Genomic DNA, 20644 nt, shown 5'->3' with positions numbered 1-20644 from the left:
AAGTTCAGTGACGCAATTTGTAGCCGCGGCGCAGCAGATGGAGCGCCACGGTTGCGAGAATCAGAAAAGTCGCGCCGACGACCGCGAGGCTCGTCTGCGGAGCCACGTCGGACACGCCGAAGAAGCCATAACGGAACCCGTCGATCATGTAGAAAAACGGGTTGAAATGCGACACAGCCTGCCACAGCGGCGGCAGCGAGTGAATCGAGTAAAACACGCCCGCCAGGAACGTTGCCGGCATGATCAGGAAGTTCTGAAATGCGGCGAGTTGGTCGAACTTCTCCGCCCAGATGCCGGCAATCAGCCCCAGCGTGCCGAGAATGGCCGCGCCGAGGAACGCAAAGCCGAGAATCCACAGCGGTGCGGCGAACGTGAGATGCGTGAAGGCCACGGTCACGGCAAACACGCCCAGCCCGACGCACAGGCCGCGCACCACGGCCGCGAGCACGTAAGCGCCGTACATCTCCCAGTGCGAGAGCGGCGGCAGCAGCACGAACACGAGATTGCCCGTGATCTTCGACTGGATCAGCGACGACGAACTATTCGCGAACGCGTTCTGCAGCACGCTCATCATCACGAGTCCTGGCACGAGAAACGACGTGTACGTGATCTGGTCGTACACTTTCACGCGATCTTCGAGCACGTGGCCGAAGATCATGAGGTACAGCAGCGCGGTGAGCACCGGCGCGGCCACCGTCTGGAAACTCACCTTCCAGAAGCGCAGCACTTCCTTGTAGAACAGCGTGCGAAATCCGACGAAGCCGCCCATCATGCCGCCACCTCCTGCGCGCGCGAACCCGACATGATCTGCACGAACACGTCCTCCAGATCGGCCTTCTGAATGTCGATGTCCTCGACGATGCCGCCTGCCGCGCGGCAGGTGGCGAGAATCGACTCCACTTCGTCGCAGCCGGCCAGTCGCAGCGCGAACTGGTGGCCGTTCACGTCGGAGCCGTCGACCAGCAGCGGGCGCAGTTCGGCCGGCAGCGTGCCCTGCTTGAAGCGCAGCACCAGACGCGTGCCGGCAAAGCGCTGCAGCAGCGACGCCGTGCGCTCGAGCGCCACGACTTCGCCGCGCTTGAGCATGGCGATGCGATCGCACAGCGTTTCCGCTTCTTCGAGGTAGTGCGTGGTGAGCACGATGGTGTGGCCTTCGCGGTTCAGACGAGAGATGAATTTCCACAGCGTCTGACGCAGTTCCACGTCGACGCCGGCGGTCGGCTCGTCGAGCACGATCACCGGCGGGCGGTGCACGAGCGCCTGCGCCACGAGCACGCGGCGCTTCATGCCGCCCGAGAGCTGGCGCATGTTGGCGTCGGCCTTGTCGGTAAGATCGAGATTGGCCATGACCTCGTCGATCCAGTCGTCGTTGCGCGTGAGCCCGAAGTAGCCGGACTGGATGCGCAGCGTCTCGCGCACGGAGAAGAACGGATCGAAGACGAGTTCCTGCGGCACCACGCCGAGCTTGCGCCGGGCGCTGCGGTAGTCGCGCACGACGTCGTGGCCGAGCACGCTGATGTTGCCGGCGTCGGCGCGCGCGAGGCCCGCGAGAATGCTGATCAGCGTGGTCTTGCCCGCGCCGTTCGGGCCGAGCAGACCGAAGAATTCACCTTCTTCGATCGAGAAGCTGACGCCCTTGAGCGCCTGCAACGCCTGATAGCGTTTTTTGACGTTACGGATTTCGATGGCGGCCATGGACTGCACGCACCCGTGTGGCGGGCGCGCCATTTTTATTCTCCGGCCACGGCCGACCGTGTGCGCGAACCGCGGCAATCGCGGCGGCGCCGGTGTCGGTGCCCGGATGGGGGTAACTGCCCAAAAGTCGGCAGAAAACCCCTGATTATAAAGGAAGCCGCCGGCGGCCGTGCTGGTGGTGACCGCCGTGATCCTGCCGCCGCCTTGCCGCCCTGGCGCCGCCCGTGGCCCCCACGGGCGCGACCGATCTGCCGCCGCCGGCGTCGGGCGCCCCGTCCACCGCCCGTCGCCCCTCTCCCGCTCTCCCGCTCTCCCGCCGGGTTCGCCGCGGCATAAAAAAAGCGCCGTCCGAAGACGGCGCCTGGCAGCGGTCCGACCCGACCGATCAACTCGAGAGCAGGTGATCGACGCCGTACACCAGCGCGAGGCTGGCCAGCCCGGTCGGCAAGTTAGTGAACGCCAACGTCTTGCCCCGCTGTGCCGCATGCCGGCGCAAGGCCAGCAGCACGGCAATTGCCGACGAGTCGAAGTGCTTGAGGCCGGCGCAGTCGACGTGGGTCTCGCCCGCATCGATGCGATCGATGGCCTGCGCGAGCACGTCGCCGGCGGTGTCGTGAGTGAGGTCGGTCTGCAACGCGAGCATGCGCTTACTTGCCGCCTGCGAGTTGCTGATTGCGCTCGGTCAGGAACTTGATCAGACCGTCGACGCCCGACTGGTTGACCTTCTCCGCGAACTGGTTGCGGTACGTCTGGATCAGCCAGGCGCCCAGCACGTTCAGATCGTAGAGCTTCCATTCGCCACTGGCCGTCTTGTACAGCCGGTAGTCGAGCTCGATGGGCTGGCCGTTGTTGATGACGTCGGTATACACCACGGCGTCGGTGTCGCTCGGCTGACCGCGGAACGGCTTGTAATTCACCTGCTGGTCGCGGATTTGCGCGATGGCGCCCGCGTATGTACGCAGCAGCAGCGTCTTGAACTGTTCGGTGAGCTGTTGGCGCTGTTGCGGCGTGGCGTTGCGCCAGGCAGCGCCGGTGGCGAGCTGCGTGGTCTTCGAGAAGTCGGCGTGCGGCATGATCTTCTGCTCGACCAGTCGCGTGATGCTGTTCAGATCGCCCTTCTGGATGTTCGGGTCGCTCTTGGCGGCGGCCATCACGTCGGTCACGGTCTGCTTGACCAGCGCGTCCGGGGTCTGCGCCTGCGCCATGGCAGCGCCGGCGGCGGTGTACGTCATGAATGCCATGACGGGAATGAGCCAGAACTTCTTCATTGTGGACTTCCTCTTTCGAGTGACGAGTGTTGCGGGGTTGGATACCCGCGTCGCGTCGGGAGTTCTCCGATCGACGACAGCGTCGTGTAACAAACTGTTGCCCGGCGAGCCCGCCGGTGCCGTGCCGCCCGACGGGTCGCGCACGGCAAAGGCATGGCGCGGATCGCACCGGTCCGGCGAACCACGCGCAGCGCGCAATCAGCGGCGCAACGGCAGTCCGCCCGGGACCATCTTGCCCGGCACCGGCGAGCCTTGCGGCGCTTCCGGTTCGGCCTTGGCGCCCGACGCGGGTGCTGGCGCGCCGGCCGGCATCGGCTGCCCGCCCGCACCGGCGGCCGCAGCGCCTGCGCCGGCACCCGCCGCGGCGGCGCCGCCCTCGTCTTCGTAGTTCGGCAGCGCGGCGTTACCCGAGGCCCCGCCGTTGATCAGATACTTGCGACGCGCCAGATAGGCGTCGCGCGTGAACGAGTACGGATCAAGTGCCGCGGCTTCGAGCAGGTTCGACGCGTCGAGCAGGTTGGCGCGGGTGTTGACCAGACGCACGCCGTAGATCGTGTAGCTCACCCAATCCGGCTTGATGTACGACGTCGGGTCGATGAACATGTTGCCCGCCAGGCCGACCGTGTCGCGCACCGTGCTCGGGCCGAGCAGCGGCAGCACCAGGTACGGGCCATCGGGCAGCCCCCACTTGCCGAGCGTCACGCCGAAATCCTGGCTGTGCTTGGGCAGACCGGCCGGGGATGCGAAGTCGACCAGACCGCCGACACCGAACACGGTATTGATGGTCAGGCGCATCAGATCCTGCACGGCCGCCGTGACTTCGAGCTGCAGCAGGTTATTGGCAAAGTTGTAGACGTCGCCGATGTTCGAGAAGAAGTTCGTGACCATGTCGCGCGCCGGCTCCGGCACGACGAAGCGATAACCCTTGGCCACGGGCGTCATGACAGCCTTGTCGAGCTTGTCATTGAACGTGTACATCGAACGGTTGAACCCTTCGATGGGGTCCGCGGGGTTCGGATTCGTGACAGTGGCGCAACCGGCCAGCGCCATCGCGCCGGCGGCCAGCACTGCCGAAGTACGGAAGCTGGTCATTTCTCTTATTTTCCTTGGGTTACCGTCGCTGCCGGTGCAGAGGCCGACGCTGCGCCGCCCGCCTGGGCGCCGCCGGCGTCTGCCGCCTTGTTGTACAGGAACTGGCCGATCAGGTTTTCCAGCACGATCGCCGATTGCGTGAGCGTGATCGTATCACCGGCCTTGAGCATCTGGTCGTCGCCGCCGGGCTCCAACCCGATGTACTGCTCGCCGAGCAGCCCCGAAGTCAGGATCTTGGCCGACGAGTCCTTCGGGAATTGATACTGCGAATCGATGTTGAGCGTGACGTCGGCCAGATAGCGCTTGTCGTCGAATTTGATCGACGCCACGCGCCCGACCACCACGCCCGCGCTCTTGACCGCGGCGCGCGGCTTGAGGCCGCCGATATTGTCGAAGCGCACCGTCACGGGGTACGAGCTCGAGAACGACAGCGAGCTCATGTTGCCGGCCTTGAGCGCGAGAAAAAGCAGCGCCGCGAAGCCGAGAACCACGAACAGGCCGACCCAGAAGTCGAGGGGGTGTTTTTTCATTGTGTCAGTGTGCGCAAACGGTCTGTCGATAAGGTTGGCAGGCAAGCCGGCCCGTTAGCTGAACATCAGGGCCGTGAGCAGGAAGTCGAGACCGAGCACGGCAAGCGACGCTTGCACGACCGTGCGTGTGGTCGCACGCGAGACGCCCTCCGGCGTCGGCTGTGCCTCGAATCCCTGATACAGCGCGATATACGTGACGGCGATACCGAACACGAGGCTCTTGACCACGCCGTTGGCGACGTCCGACCAGACGTCCACGCCGCCTTGCATCTGCGACCAGAACGCGCCGGAATCCACGCCGATGAGTTGCACGCCCACGAGATAACCGCCGAAGATGCCCACCGCCGAGAAGATCGCCGCGAGGATCGGCATGGCGATCACGCCCGCCCAGAAGCGCGGCGCCACGACGCGCGCGATCGGGTCGATGGCCATCATCTCCATCGCGGTCAGTTGCTCGCCGGCCTTCATCAGGCCGATCTCCGCGGTAAGCGACGTACCCGCGCGGCCGGCAAACAGCAGCGCCGTGACCACCGGTCCGAGCTCGCGCACGAGCGAGAGTGCCACCAGCAGGCCGAGCGCCTGTTCCGAGCCGTACTTGTTGAGCGTGTAATAGCCTTGCAGCCCCAGCACGAAGCCGACGAACAGCCCCGAGACCGCAATGATGACGAACGAATAGTTGCCGACGAAATGAATCTGGTCGGTCACGAGCCGCGGACGGCGCAGCAGCGCCGCGCTCGACGCGAGCATGCGCAGGAACATGCGGGCGCCGTATCCCAGGCGCTCCACGTGGCCGCGAACGAAACTGCCGATAGTGGTGATCATGCACGCGCTCCGATGCCGAAGTCTTCCGCGAGCGGCGGCGCGGGATACTGGAATTTCACGGGCCCGTCCGGCTGCGCCTCGATGAACTGGCGCACCGTGGGGTCGGTCGAGGCGCGCAGCGCGTCGGGCGTACCCTCGGCGGCGATGCGGCCTTCACTGATGAAATAGATGTAGTCGGCGATGGCGAAGGTCTCCGCCACGTCGTGCGAGACGATGATCGAGGTAGCGCCGAGCGCGTCGTTGAGCTTGCGGATCAGGTTCGCGGTGATGCCCATCGAGATCGGATCCAACCCGGTAAACGGCTCGTCGTACATGACGAGATCGGGATCGAGCGCGATCGTGCGCGCAAGCGCTACGCGACGCGCCATGCCGCCCGAAATCTCGGCCGGCTTCATGTCGCGCGCCCCCCGCAGACCCACGGCGTTGAGCTTCATGAGCACCAGATCGCGTATGAGCGACTCATCCAGTCGGGTGTGCTCGCGCAGCGGAAACGCCACGTTGTCGAACACCGTCATGTCGGTAAACAGCGCGCCGAACTGGAACAGCATGCCCATGCGACGGCGCAACCGGAACCAGCCGTCGCGATCGAGCGTGGACACGTCCGTGCCGTCGAAATCGACCGTGCCGCGGCTCGCATGCACGAGTCCGCCGATCAGACGCAGCACGGTCGTCTTGCCGCAGCCGGAGCCGCCCATGACCGCAATCACCTTGCCGCGGGGAAACCGCATATTCAACCCGGAGAGCACGAGTCGTTCGCCATAACCGAAGCTGACGTCGCGCAATTCGAGCAGATTTTCCGGGTTCGGGGTAGGCACGTTTCGGGTCTTATAGTGCGGCGCAAAACGCCAATTATAGGGGGGAATGCCGATCGATGCCGCGCACGGGCGGCTCGCCGGCGCGAGTATGGGCAACGTCCGGCGGCATTTTACAGGGCCTTCGCGGATCGACGGCGCCGCGTTCCGGTCAATGCAACGGACAAAATGCCAGCCGCGGCAAGGACTTACCGGCGGTGGCGGCAGCGGTGTTGCGCCGTTGCTACAATATTCCGCTTGACGCAACAACCTGTCGAGCCGGATGTCCGCCGCCAAACGCTTCCCTCCCTTGCCCTTGCGGCCCCTTCCATCCGTTCGGCCCTTGCCGGGCGACGGCCGGCGTCCTCCCGCTGACGAAGCCCGGACGTTTCAGATCCGTCCGATGCGGCCCGACGATCTTCCCGAGGTGCTGTCCGTGCAGGCGCAGGCCTACGGGAGCGCCATGCTCGAATCGGAAGCGGCGCTTGCCTCCCGCCTGCATCTCTCTCCCGCAACGTGCTGGGTCACTACAGACGCCATGGACGTCATGGCGTTGGCGAACGTCGACGCGAGGCACGCGCCAGCCCGCGCGGCAACCTCAAACGCCGAACGCTCGCGTGTGGCCGGCTATCTATTCACACATCCATGGCAGATCGCAGCGCCGCCGCCGCTCGATACCGTGCTCGACACGCTGCCCGACGCGCCCGACTGCTGGTACGTGCACGACATGGCGCTCGCGCCGCGCACGCGCGCCGCCGGCGTCGCCAGCCGCCTCTATGCGGCCGCGCTCGAATCGGCGCGGGGATTGGGCCTGCAGGTGTCCGCACTCGTTGCGGTGCAGCAATCGCAGGGTTTCTGGGCGCGCTTCGGCTATGCCGTGGCGACGGACGTCTCCCCACTCATCGCCGCCAAGCTCGCCGGTTATGGCGACGGCGCGGTCTTCATGACGCGTCGCCTGTAAGGCTCCACCGCCACCCCCGCCCCCCCGCGCGCCCTGCGCAAGTCTTCCTCAGGCGCGCATCGCGAACTCGCGTTGCATGCCCTGCACCGCGGCGGCCACGTCCGCGGCCTGCGTCACGGCGCGCACGACGGCGGCAGATCCCACCCCGGTATCGAGCACGCGAGGCAGGTTGCCGGCATCGATGCCGCCGATGGCAACGAGCGGGTAATGGGGCGCCACCAGCTTCACATAGCGCGCGAGCTTCGCCAGCCCCTGCGGCGCGGTGGCAATCACCTTGGTCGTGGTCGGAAACACAGCCCCGACGGCGAGATAGCTTGGCCGGAAATGGTGCGCCGCGAGAATTTCATAATAGCCGTGCGTGCTGATGCCAAGCCGCATGCCGCTCGCGTGCAATGCCGCGACTTCATCGGCCGAGAGCGCGGCCATGTCCTCTTGCCCCAGATGCACGCCGTAGGCCCCGGCCTGCGCGGCTTCGCGCCAGTGGTCGTTGATGAACCAGGCGCCGTCGCGCGAAACGCGCTCGGCGGCCCTCACCACCCGCGCGATCTGCTCGCGCAGTCCCGGATGCGCGGGATCCTTGATCCGCAACTGCACCGTGCCGACCTGCAGGTCGGCCATGCGCTCGCACCACCCGGCATCCGGCAGTACGGGATACAGCCCGAGACGCGGCGGGCACGCCGGGAAGCGTCCGGGTGACGGCGCCTGACCGAGGACCGTGGGGAACGTCTCCAAGACCGTCGGCCATTCGCCGAGCGCGGCCGCGTCCTCGGCGCGGGCGTGGCTGCCGTCGCTGCGCCAGGCGCGTCCCAGCACCAGGGCGTCGTGCGGCGCGAAGCCGCAGTCGAGAAACGCCGCGAAGGCCGGGAAGAACGCCGGATCGTCGACACCGGCGATGCGATAGACAGCGTCCGGCGTGTACAGGGCATCTTCGGCGTGCCCCGGCACCGTCGCGCGGGTGACGAGCACCACGGCACCCGCGGCGCGCCACGCGTCGATCTGCAACGACGCGGCGCCCGCCTCGTGTGTCGACGCCGCCGACAGCCGGACCACATCTCCCTGGCCGGCGTGCGCGGGCGGCTCGACATGCAGGCGCCACGACGGTGCGCCATCGTCCGCGGTGGCCGGCCACGGGGCAAGGCGCGCCCGAATCGCGCCGGCGGCTTGCTGCCACGCCGTTGCGGCTGGCGCGCCGGCCGGCAGCCATTGCACATGCGAAAGCCTGGCGGCGCGGGCGGGCGTCGTCATTGAAAATCCTCGTTCGACGGATGGAAGGGTGTCGGGTGGGCTGCGGGCAAGCCCGCAGCCGGCGTCATGCGCTCGTCTGGTGCCAGAATGGCACGCCGACGACCGGCGTGCTCGCTTGCGCGCTCTCGCGCTCGGCCATCGGCCCGGCGAGCCACGCCGCGCGCCCGGCCCTGATCGCGGCGGCAAACGCGCCGGCCATCTCCACCGGCTGCGCGGCGAGCGCCACGGCGGTATTGAGCAGCACGCCGTCGAAGCCCCATTCCATGACCTGGCAGGCGTGCGACGGCAAGCCCAGGCCGGCGTCGACGATGAGCGGGGTGTCCGGCAGACGGTCACGCAGCAGGCGTAGTCCGTAGGGATTGATCACGCCCTTGCCCGTGCCGATCGGCGCGCCCCACGGCATGAGCGCCTGGCAGCCCACGTCGAGCAGCCGGCGGCACAACACCAGATCCTCCGTGCAGTACGGCAGCACCTTGAAGCCGTCGCGGATCAGTTGCTCGGCGGCCGTCACCAAACCGAACGGGTCAGGCTGCAACGTGTAGTCGTCGCCGATCAGCTCGAGCTTGATCCAGTCGGTCTCGAAGACTTCGCGCGCCATCTGCGCGGTCGTCACCGCCTCCTGCACCGAGTGGCAGCCGGCGGTATTGGGCAGCACCGGCACGGCCAGGCGCCGCAGCGTCTCCCAGAAATGGCCTTCCGAGGCCTGCGCGCCGGCGCCCGAGAGCTGGCGACGCAGCGCCACCGTCACCATGCCCGGCCGGGCGGCGTCGATCGAGTCGTTGAGCGCCTGCAGCGACGGGTAGCGCGCCGTGCCGAGCAAAAAGCGGCTGCCAAAGCGAGTGTCGTACAGCGTGAGAGCGTCGCGCACGCTGCCCGCGGCCACGTTGGCCGATTCCGTGAATGCGTTCATCTCAGCCTCCGGCCACCGGTTGCACGACATCGATCCTGTCGCCGTGCGCGAGCGCGTGCGCGGCGTATTGCGTCTTGGGCACGAATTGCCCGTTGACCGCCGCGGCGAACGGCGGCCTGGCGCCGTAGGCGGCCAGCGCCTCGGCCAGCGTCGCCGTCTCGGCCACGCTCAGTGTCTGTTGATTGATGTGGATGTCCATCGTGTACCGCTCCCTCTCATGCCCGGCGGAACAGATCCGGCCACGGCCGGCTCGCTCGCCACGTCTCCCAGTCGAACGCGTGCCCCGTTCCCGTTGGCGCGTCCGTCGTTTGCATCAATGCCTGCGCGAGCGCGCACGCCTCGCCCGTCACCGCCGGCGCGAGCAGATAGCCGTGGCGATACAGGCCGTTCACACGCAGCAGCCGCTTGCCGTCCCATTGCACGCGCGGCAGATGATCGGGCAGCGCCGGCCGGCAATTGACGTTCAGCTCCACAATGCGCGCCTCGCCGAACGCCGGGTTCAGCGAGTGCGCCGCCGACAGCAGCTCGAGCGCCGAGCGCACCGTCATTGGCGACATGTCCTCCGACTCGAGTTCGGTCGCACCGATCACGTACAGATCGTTTTCCTTCGGCGCGATGTAGATCGGATAGCGCGGGTGCAGCAGGCGCACCGGGCGGCGCAGACCGATACCCGGCGCGTGGATGCGCACGACTTCGCCGCGCACGCCGCGCAATTGCGGGAGCGCGCCACGCGCGCCCAGGCCGCGACAGTCGATGACGAGACCGGCCTCCGGATAGGCGCCCTCTCCGATTTCGGTGTGCCAGTGCAGCACGGCGCCCGCCTTCGCCAAGCCGGCCGCCAGCGCGCGCAACAATTGACGGTTGTCGAGCTGCCCCTCGTTGGGCAGCAGCCAGCCTTCCTGAAAACGCCCCGCGAGCGCCGGCTCCACCTCGCCCAATTGCGCGCCCGACACCCGCTCCACCCCGCCGCGCAGCAGCTCGGGCGGCGCGTTGGCGCGCATGCGTCGATCGAACATCACCGCTTCCGCGCGGTCGGGCTGATGCCAGACGACAAGCGTGCCGTTGCGCTGGAAGAACACCGGTTCGGGCAGGCCGTCCATCAGCGAGGGCCAGCGCCCGAGGCCCGCGGCGCCCATCGCGACGATGCTCGGTTCGGCCACGGCGGCTTCGGCCAGCGGCGCGAGCATGGCGGCGGCCACCCAGCCGGCGGCCGAAGCCCCGTCCGCGCCGCCTCGCTCGTAGAGCGCCACGCGCGCGCCCGTGCGAACCAGTTGCCAGGCGAGCAGACGGCCGGCCAGGCCGCCGCCGAGCACCGCGACGTCGGGAGTCGAAGCGCTCATACGCGCACCGCCGCGCGAGCCGTCACGGCGCACACGCACTCAGGACAATCCGAAGGAAAAATCGCAGGGACTTGCGAAAGGCAGCGCATGGGGTCCTTTCCTCATGAAAGCAAAAGGACGAAACGGTGTTGGACACCTTACCCCACTGGAGGAGTCGGAAACTTCCCACGCCGGTATTACCCGGGTCGGGTGCAAAGGGTCTCTCTCAGCCCCGTGCCACTCGTCACGCATGGTTCACACCCGCGTTCGGTACGGAGCACCCCTGTTTCGCCCGCAGTCATTACAACATAGATGCCGACGCCCGTGCAAGCTGGCCTCCCGGGCGGTTGCACGCTCGTCGCGTCTCGTTTTTTGACGAATCCCCGGACCGTTGTAACAGTGCGTAAACTGAATTTCGACGACACGCGGGTTTCGGGCCGGAATTCGTGCAACGCATCATCTAACGCGCCGGTCAAACCGACCGTCGGACAGCGGCGCACGCGCAGGCGTTTGCCCCACGCCCGCGCGATCGCCGCCGCGTGCCCGCCATAGCACGACCGCATGGCACGACCGCATGGCACCACCCCATAACACAACCCCATAACACCGCCCCATAACACGTTGCATCACAGCGGCCGCGCCGCCAGACGATCATGGCCCACACGCCCGAGTCCCCCACACCTGCCGGCACGCCGCCGGCCGCTCACCCCGCCCGCGCTGCCGCGTCACTGCCGAAGGCTCCGGGCGCCTGGCAATTGATCCGGCCCTATTGGGTCTCGGAAAAGCGCTGGGAGGGGCGGCGTCTGCTGGCGCTCGTCATCGCGCTGAACCTCGCGGTCGTGTTCATCAACGTGCGGCTCAACGCCTGGAACACGGGCTTCTACGACGCTCTGGACAAGCGCGACTGGCCAGTCTTCAAGTCGTCGCTCGCCGAATTCGCGGTGCTTGCGTTCAGCTTCATCATCATCGCGACGTTTCGCACCTACTTCCGGCAAATGCTGGAAATCAAGTGGCGGCAGTGGGTCACCGACGCCAATCTGACGAAATGGTTTGCGCAGCAGGCTTACTACCGCATCGAGCGCGATCATCTCGCGGACAACCCCGACCAGCGTATTTCGGAAGACATCCGCACGCTCGTCAGCTCGTCGCTCTCGCTGGACCTGCTCACCACGCTCGTCTCGCTGTTCTCGTTCGTCACCATTCTCTGGACGATTTCCGGCGCCGTGTCGTTCGCGCTGGGCGGCATGAACATCACGATTCCCGGCTACATGGTCTGGGTCGCGGCGCTATACGCGATCGTGGGCTCGTTCTTCATCTTCAAGGTGGGCCGCCCGCTGGTGGGCCTGAGCTATCGTCAGCAACAGGTCGAAGCCGACTTCCGTTTCCTGCTCGTGCGTCTTCGCGAATCGGCCGAGCAGGTCGCGCTCTATCGCGGCGAGGGCGCCGAGCTCTCGCGTCTGAAGGCCGCCTTCGGCGCCGTGCGCGAGAACTGGTGGCAAATCATGGTGGTGACCAAGCGCCTGATTTTCGCGAACTCGATCTACGGGCAGATCGCCATCGTGTTCCCGATCATGGCCGCGGCCCCCCGCTACTTCGCCGGCGCATTTACGCTCGGCGTGCTCATGCGGATCATCGACGCGTTCGGACAGGTGAGCGACGGCTTCTCCTGGTTCGTGAACAGCTTCGCAACGCTGGCCGAGTGGAAGGCCACCGTCAACCGTCTGCGCGAATTCACGCGCGTGGTGGACGCGCCGCCGCGCGAAGGCGGTATCTCGGTGGTCACCGCGCAGTCCGCGTCGCTCTCGTCGGCCGCCTATGCGGCGACGGACCTCCAGCTCGCGCTGCCGGACGGCGCGCCGCTCGCCGCCGCGGGCTCGTTCGCGTTCGCGCCGGGCTCGCGCTGGCTCATTCGCGGGCGCTCGGGCAGCGGCAAGAGCACGTTGCTGCGCGCGCTGGCGGGCCTGTGGCCGTTCGGCGCCGGCCGCGTGGACGTTCCGGCGGGCGCGCGCGTGCTGTTCCTCTCGCAGCAGAGCTACCTCCCCATCGACACGCTCAAGGCCGCGCTGGCCTTCCCGTCGTCGCCGGAGGCGTTTACCGACGACGAGTGCCGCGACGCGCTCGCCGCCGTGAACCTCGGCCAGTATCTGGACGACCTGCCGAGCGTCGCCCACTGGGCGCGGCGGCTCTCCGGCGGGGAACAGCAGCGCCTGGCCGCGGCGCGCGCGTTGCTGCACAAGCCCGACTATCTGTTCCTCGACGAAGCGACCAGCGCACTCGACGTGGAAACGGAGCAAGCCGTATACGAAGCGCTCCATACCCGCCTGCCGGCGACGACGATGGTGAGCGTGGCGCATCGCGACACACTCTCGCACTTTCATCAGCACACCATGACGCTGCGCGGTGCTCGCGAGGAGGCGGCCGACGCGCAGCGCACGAGTCGCGCCGACCCGCCGCAGGCGGTGGACGCGGCGTAGTTCGTTCACCTGCTAAATAATATTGACGCGCCTGTCCCGAGGCGCAGGCGGTTTGGCATAATCACGAGCACCCTAGGCATTACACGGGCTCATCGTGACCACCCCCACTCCCTCGTCCGGCAGCGCCGACACGACTCAGCGCCGGACCATCGTCGTCACCGGCGCCGCTTCCGGCATCGGCGCGGCCATCGCCCGCCGGCTCGCCTCCCCCGACACCCGACTGCTGCTGCACACGCGCGGCGCCTCCGACGCCAGCCGCACGCGCCTCGCCGACGTCCGCCAGACCTGCGAGGCCGCCGGCGCGCAATGCGCGCTGTGGTTTGGCGACCTGTGCGAGGCGCCCGCAGCCACGCGACTGATCGACGCCGCGCGCGACGCGTTCGGCGCCGTGGACCAGATCGTGAGCAACGCCGGTTTCGCCACGCGCGAGCGCCTGACCGACATCGACGCCGACGCCTTCGCCCGCACGCTCTCGGCCATGCCCGGTGCGTTCGCCGCAATCCTGCGTGCGGCGCTGCCCGACCTGCAGCGCTCGGCGTGCGCCAGCGTCGTGGCCGTCAGTTCGTTCGTCGCGCATCGTTTCGCGCCGAATCAGGCCGGCTTCCCGGCGACGGCCGCCGCCAAGGCCGCGATCGAGGCGCTCGCGAAGAGCGCCGCCGCCGAATACGCGCGCGCCGGCGTGACGGTCAACTGCGTCGCGCCCGGCTACACGCGCAAGGACAGCGGTCACTCGGCGATCGATCCGGCCGCATGGCAGCGTGCGGCGCACGCCACGCCGACCGGGCGCCTGTGCGAGCCGGACGACATCGCCGCGCTCGCCGCCTTCCTGCTCGGCCCGCACGCGCGGCAAATCACCGGGCAGGTGATTCACGTCGACGGTGGATTGACACTCTGAACGAGCGCCGCGCGACAAACCTCCCTACATCACACATAACGACAAGCACACGGTCCACCGAGGAGTCTTCATGGCATTCTTTTCCTGGTTCAAGGAACTCAACACGAAGGAGCGCAAGGCCCTGTATGCGGGCTTCGGCGGCTACGCCGTCGACGCGTTCGACTTCATGATCTACTCGTTTCTCATCCCCACGCTCATCGCCGCGTGGGGCATGTCGAAGAGCGAGGCCGGCATGATCGCGACGAGTTCGCTGATCTCGTCGGCCGTGGGCGGATGGCTCGCCGGCATTCTCGCGGACCGCTACGGCCGCGTGCGCGTGCTGCAGTGGACCATCGCCACCTTCTGCCTGTTCACGTTCCTCTCGGGCTTCACGCACTCGTTCTGGCAACTGCTCGTCACGCGCACCCTGCAGGGCATCGGCTTCGGCGGGGAGTGGACGGTCGTCACCATGATGATGGGCGAGATGATCCGCTCGCCGCAGCATCGCGCCAAAGCGGTCGGCACGGTGCAAAGCAGCTGGTCGGTCGGCTGGGGCGCCGCCGCGCTGCTCTACTGGTTCTTCTTCGCCGTGTTCGAGGCTGACACCGCATGGCGAGCGTGCTTCTGGATCGGCATCGTGCCCGCGCTGTGGATCACCTACGTGCGCCGCAACGTGTCGGATCCGGAGATCTTCACGCAGACGCGCAAGCAGGTTGCCGAAGGCGCGCTCAAGAGCAACTTCGCGCAGATTTTCGCACCCGCGCACGTGAAGACGACGATTCTCGGCAGCCTGCTGTGCAGCGGCATGCTCGGCGGCTACTACGCCATCACCACATGGCTGCCGACCTATCTGAAGACCGAGCGCGGGTTGTCCGTGTTCAACACGAGCGCGTACCTCATCGTGCTGATCGTGGGGTCGTTCGTGGGTTACATCGTCGGCGCGATTCTGTCCGACAAGTTCGGACGCCGCGCGGCGTTCATCTTCTTCGCGGTGGCGTCGTTCCTGCTGGGCATGGCCTACACGATGCTACCGATCACCGACGGTGCGATGCTGCTGCTGGGCTTCCCGCTGGGCATCGTGGTGCAGGGCATCTTCGCGGGCATCGGCGCGTATCTGACGGAGCTGTATCCGAACCATATCCGCGGCTCCGGCCAGGGTTTCTGCTACAACCTCGGGCGCGGCATCGGGTCGTTCTTCCCCATCGGGGTCGGCATGCTCGCGCAGGCGGGCTCGCTCGTGAAGGCGATCGGCATTGTCGCGGGCGGCGGCTACCTGCTCGTGGTGGTGTGCGCGCTGCTGCTGCCCGAGACGCGCGGCAAGGCGCTCACGGCGGCCGACCCCGCGCGCTGAAGCCGACGGGCGGCAAGACGGGACGCCGGATCGCTCGTCGCGGCGCCATCGACGGCGCTCGAATGCCGCGCGGCGTCGCGAGCGCCGTCTCTCCTACACGAGTGCCGCCGGCAACGTCCCCGCATAGGGCGTCTCCGGCAGTCCCTTCACGCCGCATCGCACGGCAAATACGTGACCGTCCTGATCGGTCGCGTTCGCGCCGGGGCGAATCGACGTCACGAACAACGTGTCGAACTCGCGCCCGCCGAACGCGCACATCGACGGTTTGGACACCGGCAGCAGGATTTCCCGATCGAGATCGCCCCTGGGCGTGAAGCGCAGCAGTCGGCCGCCGTCGTTGGCGCACGTCCAGTAGCATCCGTGCGCATCGACCGCCGCGCCGTCGGGCCGCCCCGGATACCGGTTCATGTCGACGAACAGGCGCCGCGCGCTGATGGCGCCGCTCGCCGCGTCGAAATCGTATGCCCACACGCGTCGACGCGTGGGATGCGAGTCGCTCAGATACATCGTGCGACTGTCGGGAGAAAAGGCCAGCCCGTTCTGCGTCACGAGCCCGTCGACGAGCGGCGCGGACAACTGCCCTTGCGCGTCGAAGCAGAACAGCGAACCGGCATCGCTCGCGAGCGACATGTCCTGCACCATCGTGCCGGCCCAGAAGCGGCCCTGACGATCGCAGCGGCCGTCGTTGAAGCGCATGCCCGCCGCCGGGAACGCCGGCGCGGCCAGCCGCCGCCATTGCGCCGCGGTAACGTTTGCGTCAGCGCCCAGCTTCGCCGCGAACAGCCCCGTCTCGGCGCCGACGAGCAGCGTGCCCGAAACATCGAAGGAGAAACACGCCACCTGCTCGGGGAACGTCCATTGCCGGTGCTCGCCGTCAGCGGGCGTTACTCGATGCAATTGCCGCGCGGGGATGTCGACCCAGTACAGCGCCTGCTCGTCGGCGCGCCACAGCGGGCTCTCGCCCACCGCGTGCGGTGTCGGGCGCGACGGCTCGAGCCGTTCGATCGACACGCTCATGGCTTGGGCTCCATCGGCCCGAGCAGCACGAAGGGGCCGCCCTGATAACGCTGCGCCCAGTCGTCCATCTGCGGATCGGGCGCCTTGGGCGGGAACAGATGCGCAAACTCGGCCGAGCTGTCTTGCGGGCGGAAGCCGAGAAACGCCGCCTTCGTGTTGTCGACCCACAGCGTGGGGTTGTTCGACACGCCGTAGACGATGGCGTGTCCCACGCGATTCGTGAACAGCGAGCAGCGCACGAGTTCGACGAAATCCCGATAGCTCAGGTACGTCACCATCATGCGCGGATTCTTCGGTTGCTCGAACGACGAGCCGATGCGCAGGCACACCGTCTCCAGACCGAAGCGGTCGAAATAGTAGCGCGACAGGTCTTCGCCGAAACACTTGGAGATGCCGTACATGCCGTCAGGGCGATGCGGTGCATCCACGTCCAGTACTTCGGTGACCGGATGGAAACCGACGGCATGGTTGGAGCTGGCGTAGACGATGCGCTTCACACCGTGCTTCTGCGCCGCGCTGTAGACGTTGTACAGCCCGAGGATGTTGGCTTGCAGGATGTCGTCGAACGGCGCCTCGACCGAGATGCCGCCCAGATGCACGAGGGCGTCCACGCCTTCGAGCAGCGCATGCACCGCCGCACGATCGGCGAGGTCCACCTGCATCGCTTCTTCGTGCGGCGCTTCGGCCGCGATCGGCGCGATGTCGCTCACGCGCACGATGTCCGCCCATTGAGCGAGTTTGCCGCGCAGTTGTTTGCCGAGATTGCCCGCCGCGCCGGTCAGCAGCAGACGGCGGTACGGTTTGCCGGAAGTCTGGCTCATGTCACTCCTCATTCATCGCTGGATCGCCATGCACACCGCGGTGCATCGCCACTCTCACACCGACGCCGCGCCGCTCGCCGCGAGCGCGTCGCCTCATGGTTCCTACGCCGGGTCAGGCGCCGGCCGCCGTGCGGGGGGCCTGATGGGCCTGATGGGCCTGATGTGTCTAATGGGCCTGATGCGCCTGATACGGCGCCTGGGCCGCATGCGCGTCGCCCCGCGCGCCCGACTGTGGCGCGACCGTGCCCGGAATGACTGGCTTGACCGGCTTGACCACCGTCCACAGAATCACCGCGCCGATCAGGTCACCCAGTCCCAGCGCCACGAAGAACGGTGCATAGCCGAGTGCCGTCACGAACGTGCCGATCACCAGCGTGAAGAGCAGGTTGCCGATGCCGGCGGACAGGCTCGCCAGCCCCGTGGCCGTTGCCACTTCGTTGCGCGCGAACAGGTCGGCCGACATCGAGATCACCGTGATCGAGAGCGTCTGATGCGCGAAGCCGCCGAGACACAGCAGGAAGATCGCCATCATCGGGTCCTTCACGAAGCCCACGCCGCACATCGCCGTCATGATGATCGCGCCGATCGTGAACACCACGCGCTTGCCGTTGAAGATGGTGATGTTGAAGTGCTTGTTCAGCCACAGGGAGATCGTGCCGCCCATCAGACAGCCGACGTCCGCCGCCACGAACGGCAGCCACGCGGTCGCGGCGATCGTCTTCAGGTCGAAGCCGCGCGCCTGATTGAGATACAGCGGCATCCAGAAGACGATCGTGCCCCACACCGGATCGGCGAACAAGCGCGGCAGCGCGATGCCCCAGAAGTTGCGCTGGCGCAGGATGGAAAGCGGGCTGGGCTTGCGGGCGTCGGCTGCGGCGTCGACCGCGCGGCCTTCGTTGATATAGTCCGACTCGGCCTGCGTGAGCGACGGGTGATCGGTCGGGTGACGGTAGAAGACGAGCCACAGCACGCCCCACACGAGGCCCATGCCGCCTGCGATCACGAACGCCGTCTCCCAGTTGTAGCGCATGATCGACCACGCGATCAGCGGCGGCGCGAGAATCGCGCCAACCGACGTGCCGATGTTGAAGATGCCTGCCGCCAGGGCGCGCTCCTTCGTCGGGAACCAGAACGCGGCGGCGCGCATGCCGGCGGGAATGAACGACGCTTCGGCCAACCCCAGCAGCCCGCGCAGCACGAACAGGCCGATCCAGCCGTCGGCCAGGCCGTGCAGCATGCACACGACCGACCACGTAACGCCGCACAACAGGAAGCCCAGACGCAGCCCGATGCGGTCCATCAGGTAGCCGGTGAGCGGCGCACCGATCGGATACAGGACGAGAAAGGCGCCGGTGATCCAGCCGTACTGCTGAGTGGTAATGTGGAGATCTTTCATTACCGTGGGGGCGGCGACCGCAAGCGAGCTGCGCGCGAGGTAGTTCATGACCGTGCCGAGCGTCAGCAGCCCGATCATCCACCAGCGCAGGCCTTTGATCTTCAGTGCCATGATGGGTGTCTCTCTCCGTAATTTATTCTGTTGCGGGCCGGGGCTCGCATGGAGAGGCATCCTACGTCAGATGATGTACGATGACAATGGCTGAAAACGGTGTTTACGGATAATCCCTAAGGTTTCTCGCTCGATTCCGAATTCCGTCGGTTCGCTTGACACCGCTGAAACATGCACATATTGGGAGCGTTTTACCGCATACCGAAAAGGCAATCGAACGCTTGAATGTATGACGTCCTATGTCGCGGCATTTTCGGTCATTTGGCGACTCGTCGGCCTCCTTCCGCCACGCCCGCGCGGGCAAGAAAAAACCGCCCGGACGTTGCCGTCCGGACGGTTTCTTCACAGTGGCGCGGCGGCCTACCCCCGCGCCTCCTCCTCTCAACCTCTGCCCATCTCGTATTCACGAGGTTTCGTCAGGTGTAACCGTGTGCGCTCGGGCGCACGGCAAGACCGATGGCGCTCAGCGCGGCAGCTCCGAGTGCCCCATCAGGAATTCGTCGACGGCACGCGCGCACTGGCGGCCTTCGCGAATTGCCCACACCACGAGCGACTGACCGCGACGCACGTCGCCGGCCGCGAACACCTTCGGCAGATTCGTCGCGTAGGCGCGCTCGCCTTCGGTCGACGCACGCACGTTGCCGCGCGCATCCTTGTCCACGCCGAACGCGTCGAGCACGGTCTGCACCGGCGAGACGAAACCCATCGCGAGCAGCACCAGATCGGCCTTGAGCTCGAACTCCGAGCCGGCGATTTCCTGCATCTTGCCGTCCTTCCATTCGAGACGCACGGCGATGAGCTTTTCGACCTTGCCGTTCTTGCCTTCGAAGCGCTTGGTGGCGACCGACCAGTCGCGCTCGCAACCTTCCTCGTGGCTCGACGACGTGCGCAGCTTGGTCGGCCAGTACGGCCACACCAGCGGCTTGTTCTCCTGTTCGGGCGGCTGCGGGAGCAGCTCGAACTGGGTGATGCGCTTCGCGCCGTGGCGGTTCGACGTCCCCACGCAGTCCGAGCCGGTGTCACCGCCGCCGATCACGATCACGTGCTTGCCCGTCGCCGTCAACTGCTTGGCCAGCTTGTCGCCCGCGTTGACCTTGTTCTGCTGCGGCAGGAACTCCATCGCGAAGTGAATGCCATCGAGCTCGCGCCCCGGCACCGGGAGATCGCGCGGCTGCTCGGCGCCGCCGGCAATGACCACCGCGTCGAACTGCGCCTGCAACTGCTCCGGCGAGATCGTCTCTTTGGAGAAATTATTGATGTGCGCGTCCGGCGCGTCCTTGCCGACGTACACGCCGGTGCGGAAGGTCACACCCTCGGCTTCCATCTGACGCATGCGGCGATCGATCAGCCACTTCTCGAGCTTGAAGTCGGGGATGCCGTAGCGCAGCAGGCCGCCCACGCGATCGTTCTTCTCGAACACGGTCACGTCGTGACCGGCGCGCGCGAGTTGCTGCGCGACCGCGAGCCCGGCAGGGCCGGAGCCGACCACGGCGACCGTCTTGCCGGTCTTGTGTTTCGCCGGTTGCGGCTCGACCCAGCCTTCGCTCCACGCCTTGTCGATGATCGCGTGTTCGATCGACTTGATGCCCACCGCGTCGCTGTTGATGTTCAGCGTGCAGGCGGCCTCGCACGGCGCCGGACAGATGCGGCCCGTGAACTCGGGGAAGTTGTTGGTCGAGTGCAGCACCGAGATCGCCGATTTCCAGTCCTGGCGATACACCAGGTCGTTGAAATCGGGAATGATGTTGTTGACCGGGCAGCCGTTGTTGCAGAACGGAATGCCGCAGTCCATGCAGCGCGCCCCCTGCACCTTCGCCTGCTCGTCGGAGAGCGCGAGCACGAACTCCTTGTAGTGCTTCACGCGTGCCAGCGGTGCTTCGTAAGACTCGCTCTGGCGCTCGAATTCGAGAAAACCTGTGACCTTGCCCATGTTTCTTCAGTCGGAAAGTTTTGTGGTTACCGTGCCT

At 66.8% G+C, this 20644-nt stretch carries 20 protein-coding genes and 1 riboswitch; of the genes, 4 read left to right on the top strand and 16 right to left on the bottom strand.

What is annotated here, in order from left to right; translation table 11 throughout:
* Window positions 1–4: 4 nt before the first annotated feature.
* The 8 genes from PNO31109_RS13825 to PNO31109_RS13790 all read right to left on the bottom strand — a co-directional run bounded on the left by PNO31109_RS13825 (window position 5) and on the right by PNO31109_RS13790 (window position 6222).
* Window positions 5–772 (bottom strand): ABC transporter permease, encoded by a 768-nt coding sequence (locus PNO31109_RS13825; RefSeq protein WP_150556068.1) that lies wholly within the window; start codon window positions 770–772, stop codon window positions 5–7.
* Complete coding sequence (locus PNO31109_RS13820) at window positions 769–1695, bottom strand: ABC transporter ATP-binding protein (protein WP_150556177.1); 927 nt, start codon at window positions 1693–1695, stop codon at window positions 769–771. The genes PNO31109_RS13825 and PNO31109_RS13820 overlap by 4 nt, the downstream gene beginning before the upstream one ends.
* Before the next feature lie 385 nt (window positions 1696–2080).
* Window positions 2081–2338: an STAS domain-containing protein gene (locus tag PNO31109_RS13815; RefSeq protein ID WP_150556067.1), complete on the bottom strand. Its 258-nt coding sequence runs from the start codon at window positions 2336–2338 to the stop codon at window positions 2081–2083.
* 4 nt (window positions 2339–2342) lie between these two features.
* Complete coding sequence (locus tag PNO31109_RS13810) at window positions 2343–2963, bottom strand: MlaC/ttg2D family ABC transporter substrate-binding protein (protein WP_150556066.1); 621 nt, start codon at window positions 2961–2963, stop codon at window positions 2343–2345.
* Window positions 2964–3161: 198 nt separating this feature from the next.
* On the bottom strand, window positions 3162–4055 hold the full coding sequence (locus PNO31109_RS13805) for an MlaA family lipoprotein (protein ID WP_150556065.1): 894 nt from the start codon (window positions 4053–4055) through the stop codon (window positions 3162–3164).
* 5 nt (window positions 4056–4060) lie between these two features.
* Window positions 4061–4585, bottom strand: a complete 525-nt coding sequence (mlaD, locus tag PNO31109_RS13800; protein WP_150556064.1) for an outer membrane lipid asymmetry maintenance protein MlaD — start codon at window positions 4583–4585, stop codon at window positions 4061–4063.
* A 54-nt stretch (window positions 4586–4639) separates the two neighbouring features.
* Window positions 4640–5407, bottom strand: a complete 768-nt coding sequence (mlaE, locus tag PNO31109_RS13795; RefSeq protein ID WP_150556063.1) for a lipid asymmetry maintenance ABC transporter permease subunit MlaE — start codon at window positions 5405–5407, stop codon at window positions 4640–4642.
* Complete coding sequence (locus PNO31109_RS13790) at window positions 5404–6222, bottom strand: ABC transporter ATP-binding protein (protein ID WP_150556062.1); 819 nt, start codon at window positions 6220–6222, stop codon at window positions 5404–5406. The genes mlaE and PNO31109_RS13790 overlap by 4 nt, the downstream gene beginning before the upstream one ends.
* 379 nt (window positions 6223–6601) lie before the next feature.
* On the opposite strand from PNO31109_RS13790, the gene PNO31109_RS13785 reads away from it, so the two are divergent.
* Window positions 6602–7159 (top strand): GNAT family N-acetyltransferase, encoded by a 558-nt coding sequence (locus PNO31109_RS13785; RefSeq protein ID WP_174966388.1) that lies wholly within the window; start codon window positions 6602–6604, stop codon window positions 7157–7159.
* A 48-nt stretch (window positions 7160–7207) separates the two neighbouring features.
* Here the strand turns inward: PNO31109_RS13785 and PNO31109_RS13780 are convergent, their stop codons facing one another.
* The 4 genes from PNO31109_RS13780 to PNO31109_RS13765 form a co-directional block, all read right to left on the bottom strand.
* Complete coding sequence (locus tag PNO31109_RS13780; protein ID WP_150556060.1) at window positions 7208–8404, bottom strand: thiamine phosphate synthase; 1197 nt, start codon at window positions 8402–8404, stop codon at window positions 7208–7210.
* 64 nt (window positions 8405–8468) lie between these two features.
* Entirely contained in the window at window positions 8469–9314 is an 846-nt protein-coding gene (locus PNO31109_RS13775) for a thiazole synthase (RefSeq protein ID WP_150556059.1), read from the bottom strand.
* Window position 9315: 1 nt separating this feature from the next.
* Window positions 9316–9513 (bottom strand): sulfur carrier protein ThiS, encoded by a 198-nt coding sequence (gene thiS / locus PNO31109_RS13770; protein ID WP_150556058.1) that lies wholly within the window; start codon window positions 9511–9513, stop codon window positions 9316–9318.
* A gap of 16 nt (window positions 9514–9529) precedes the next feature.
* Window positions 9530–10654 (bottom strand): FAD-dependent oxidoreductase, encoded by a 1125-nt coding sequence (locus tag PNO31109_RS13765; protein ID WP_150556057.1) that lies wholly within the window; start codon window positions 10652–10654, stop codon window positions 9530–9532.
* Window positions 10655–10799: 145 nt separating this feature from the next.
* Window positions 10800–10928, bottom strand: a riboswitch (TPP riboswitch).
* Window positions 10929–11286: 358 nt separating this feature from the next.
* Between PNO31109_RS13765 and PNO31109_RS13760 the strand changes: the two genes are divergently transcribed.
* The 3 genes from PNO31109_RS13760 (at window position 11287) to PNO31109_RS13750 (ending at window position 15332) form a co-directional block, all read left to right on the top strand.
* The gene (locus tag PNO31109_RS13760) at window positions 11287–13107 is read left to right on the top strand and encodes an ABC transporter ATP-binding protein/permease (protein WP_150556056.1); all 1821 of its coding nucleotides are present in this window, start codon (window positions 11287–11289) and stop codon (window positions 13105–13107) included.
* Window positions 13108–13201: 94 nt separating this feature from the next.
* On the top strand, window positions 13202–14002 hold the full coding sequence (locus tag PNO31109_RS13755) for an SDR family NAD(P)-dependent oxidoreductase (RefSeq protein ID WP_150556055.1): 801 nt from the start codon (window positions 13202–13204) through the stop codon (window positions 14000–14002).
* A gap of 70 nt (window positions 14003–14072) precedes the next feature.
* Window positions 14073–15332 (top strand): MFS transporter, encoded by a 1260-nt coding sequence (locus PNO31109_RS13750; RefSeq protein ID WP_150556054.1) that lies wholly within the window; start codon window positions 14073–14075, stop codon window positions 15330–15332.
* Window positions 15333–15425: 93 nt separating this feature from the next.
* Here PNO31109_RS13750 and PNO31109_RS13745 read toward each other — a convergent pair whose 3' ends face one another.
* From PNO31109_RS13745 to PNO31109_RS13730, 4 genes are all read right to left on the bottom strand, one after another.
* Complete coding sequence (locus PNO31109_RS13745; RefSeq protein ID WP_150556053.1) at window positions 15426–16349, bottom strand: SMP-30/gluconolactonase/LRE family protein; 924 nt, start codon at window positions 16347–16349, stop codon at window positions 15426–15428.
* A complete protein-coding gene (locus tag PNO31109_RS13740) occupies window positions 16346–17170 on the bottom strand; it encodes an NAD-dependent epimerase/dehydratase family protein (protein ID WP_150556052.1) in 825 nt (274 codons plus the stop codon). Before PNO31109_RS13740 ends, PNO31109_RS13745 begins: the two co-directional genes overlap by 4 nt.
* A gap of 166 nt (window positions 17171–17336) precedes the next feature.
* Complete coding sequence (locus PNO31109_RS13735) at window positions 17337–18677, bottom strand: MFS transporter (RefSeq protein WP_150556051.1); 1341 nt, start codon at window positions 18675–18677, stop codon at window positions 17337–17339.
* Window positions 18678–19140: 463 nt separating this feature from the next.
* A complete protein-coding gene (locus PNO31109_RS13730; RefSeq protein ID WP_150556050.1) occupies window positions 19141–20607 on the bottom strand; it encodes a glutamate synthase subunit beta in 1467 nt (488 codons plus the stop codon).
* Window positions 20608–20644: the final 37 nt, after the last annotated feature.

It is taken from the genome of Pandoraea nosoerga (genome assembly GCF_902459585.1).
GTDB lineage: Bacteria > Pseudomonadota > Gammaproteobacteria > Burkholderiales > Burkholderiaceae > Pandoraea > Pandoraea nosoerga.
Note: the sequence above shows the minus strand (reverse complement) of the source record. Positions and strands in the feature narration are given on the sequence as shown.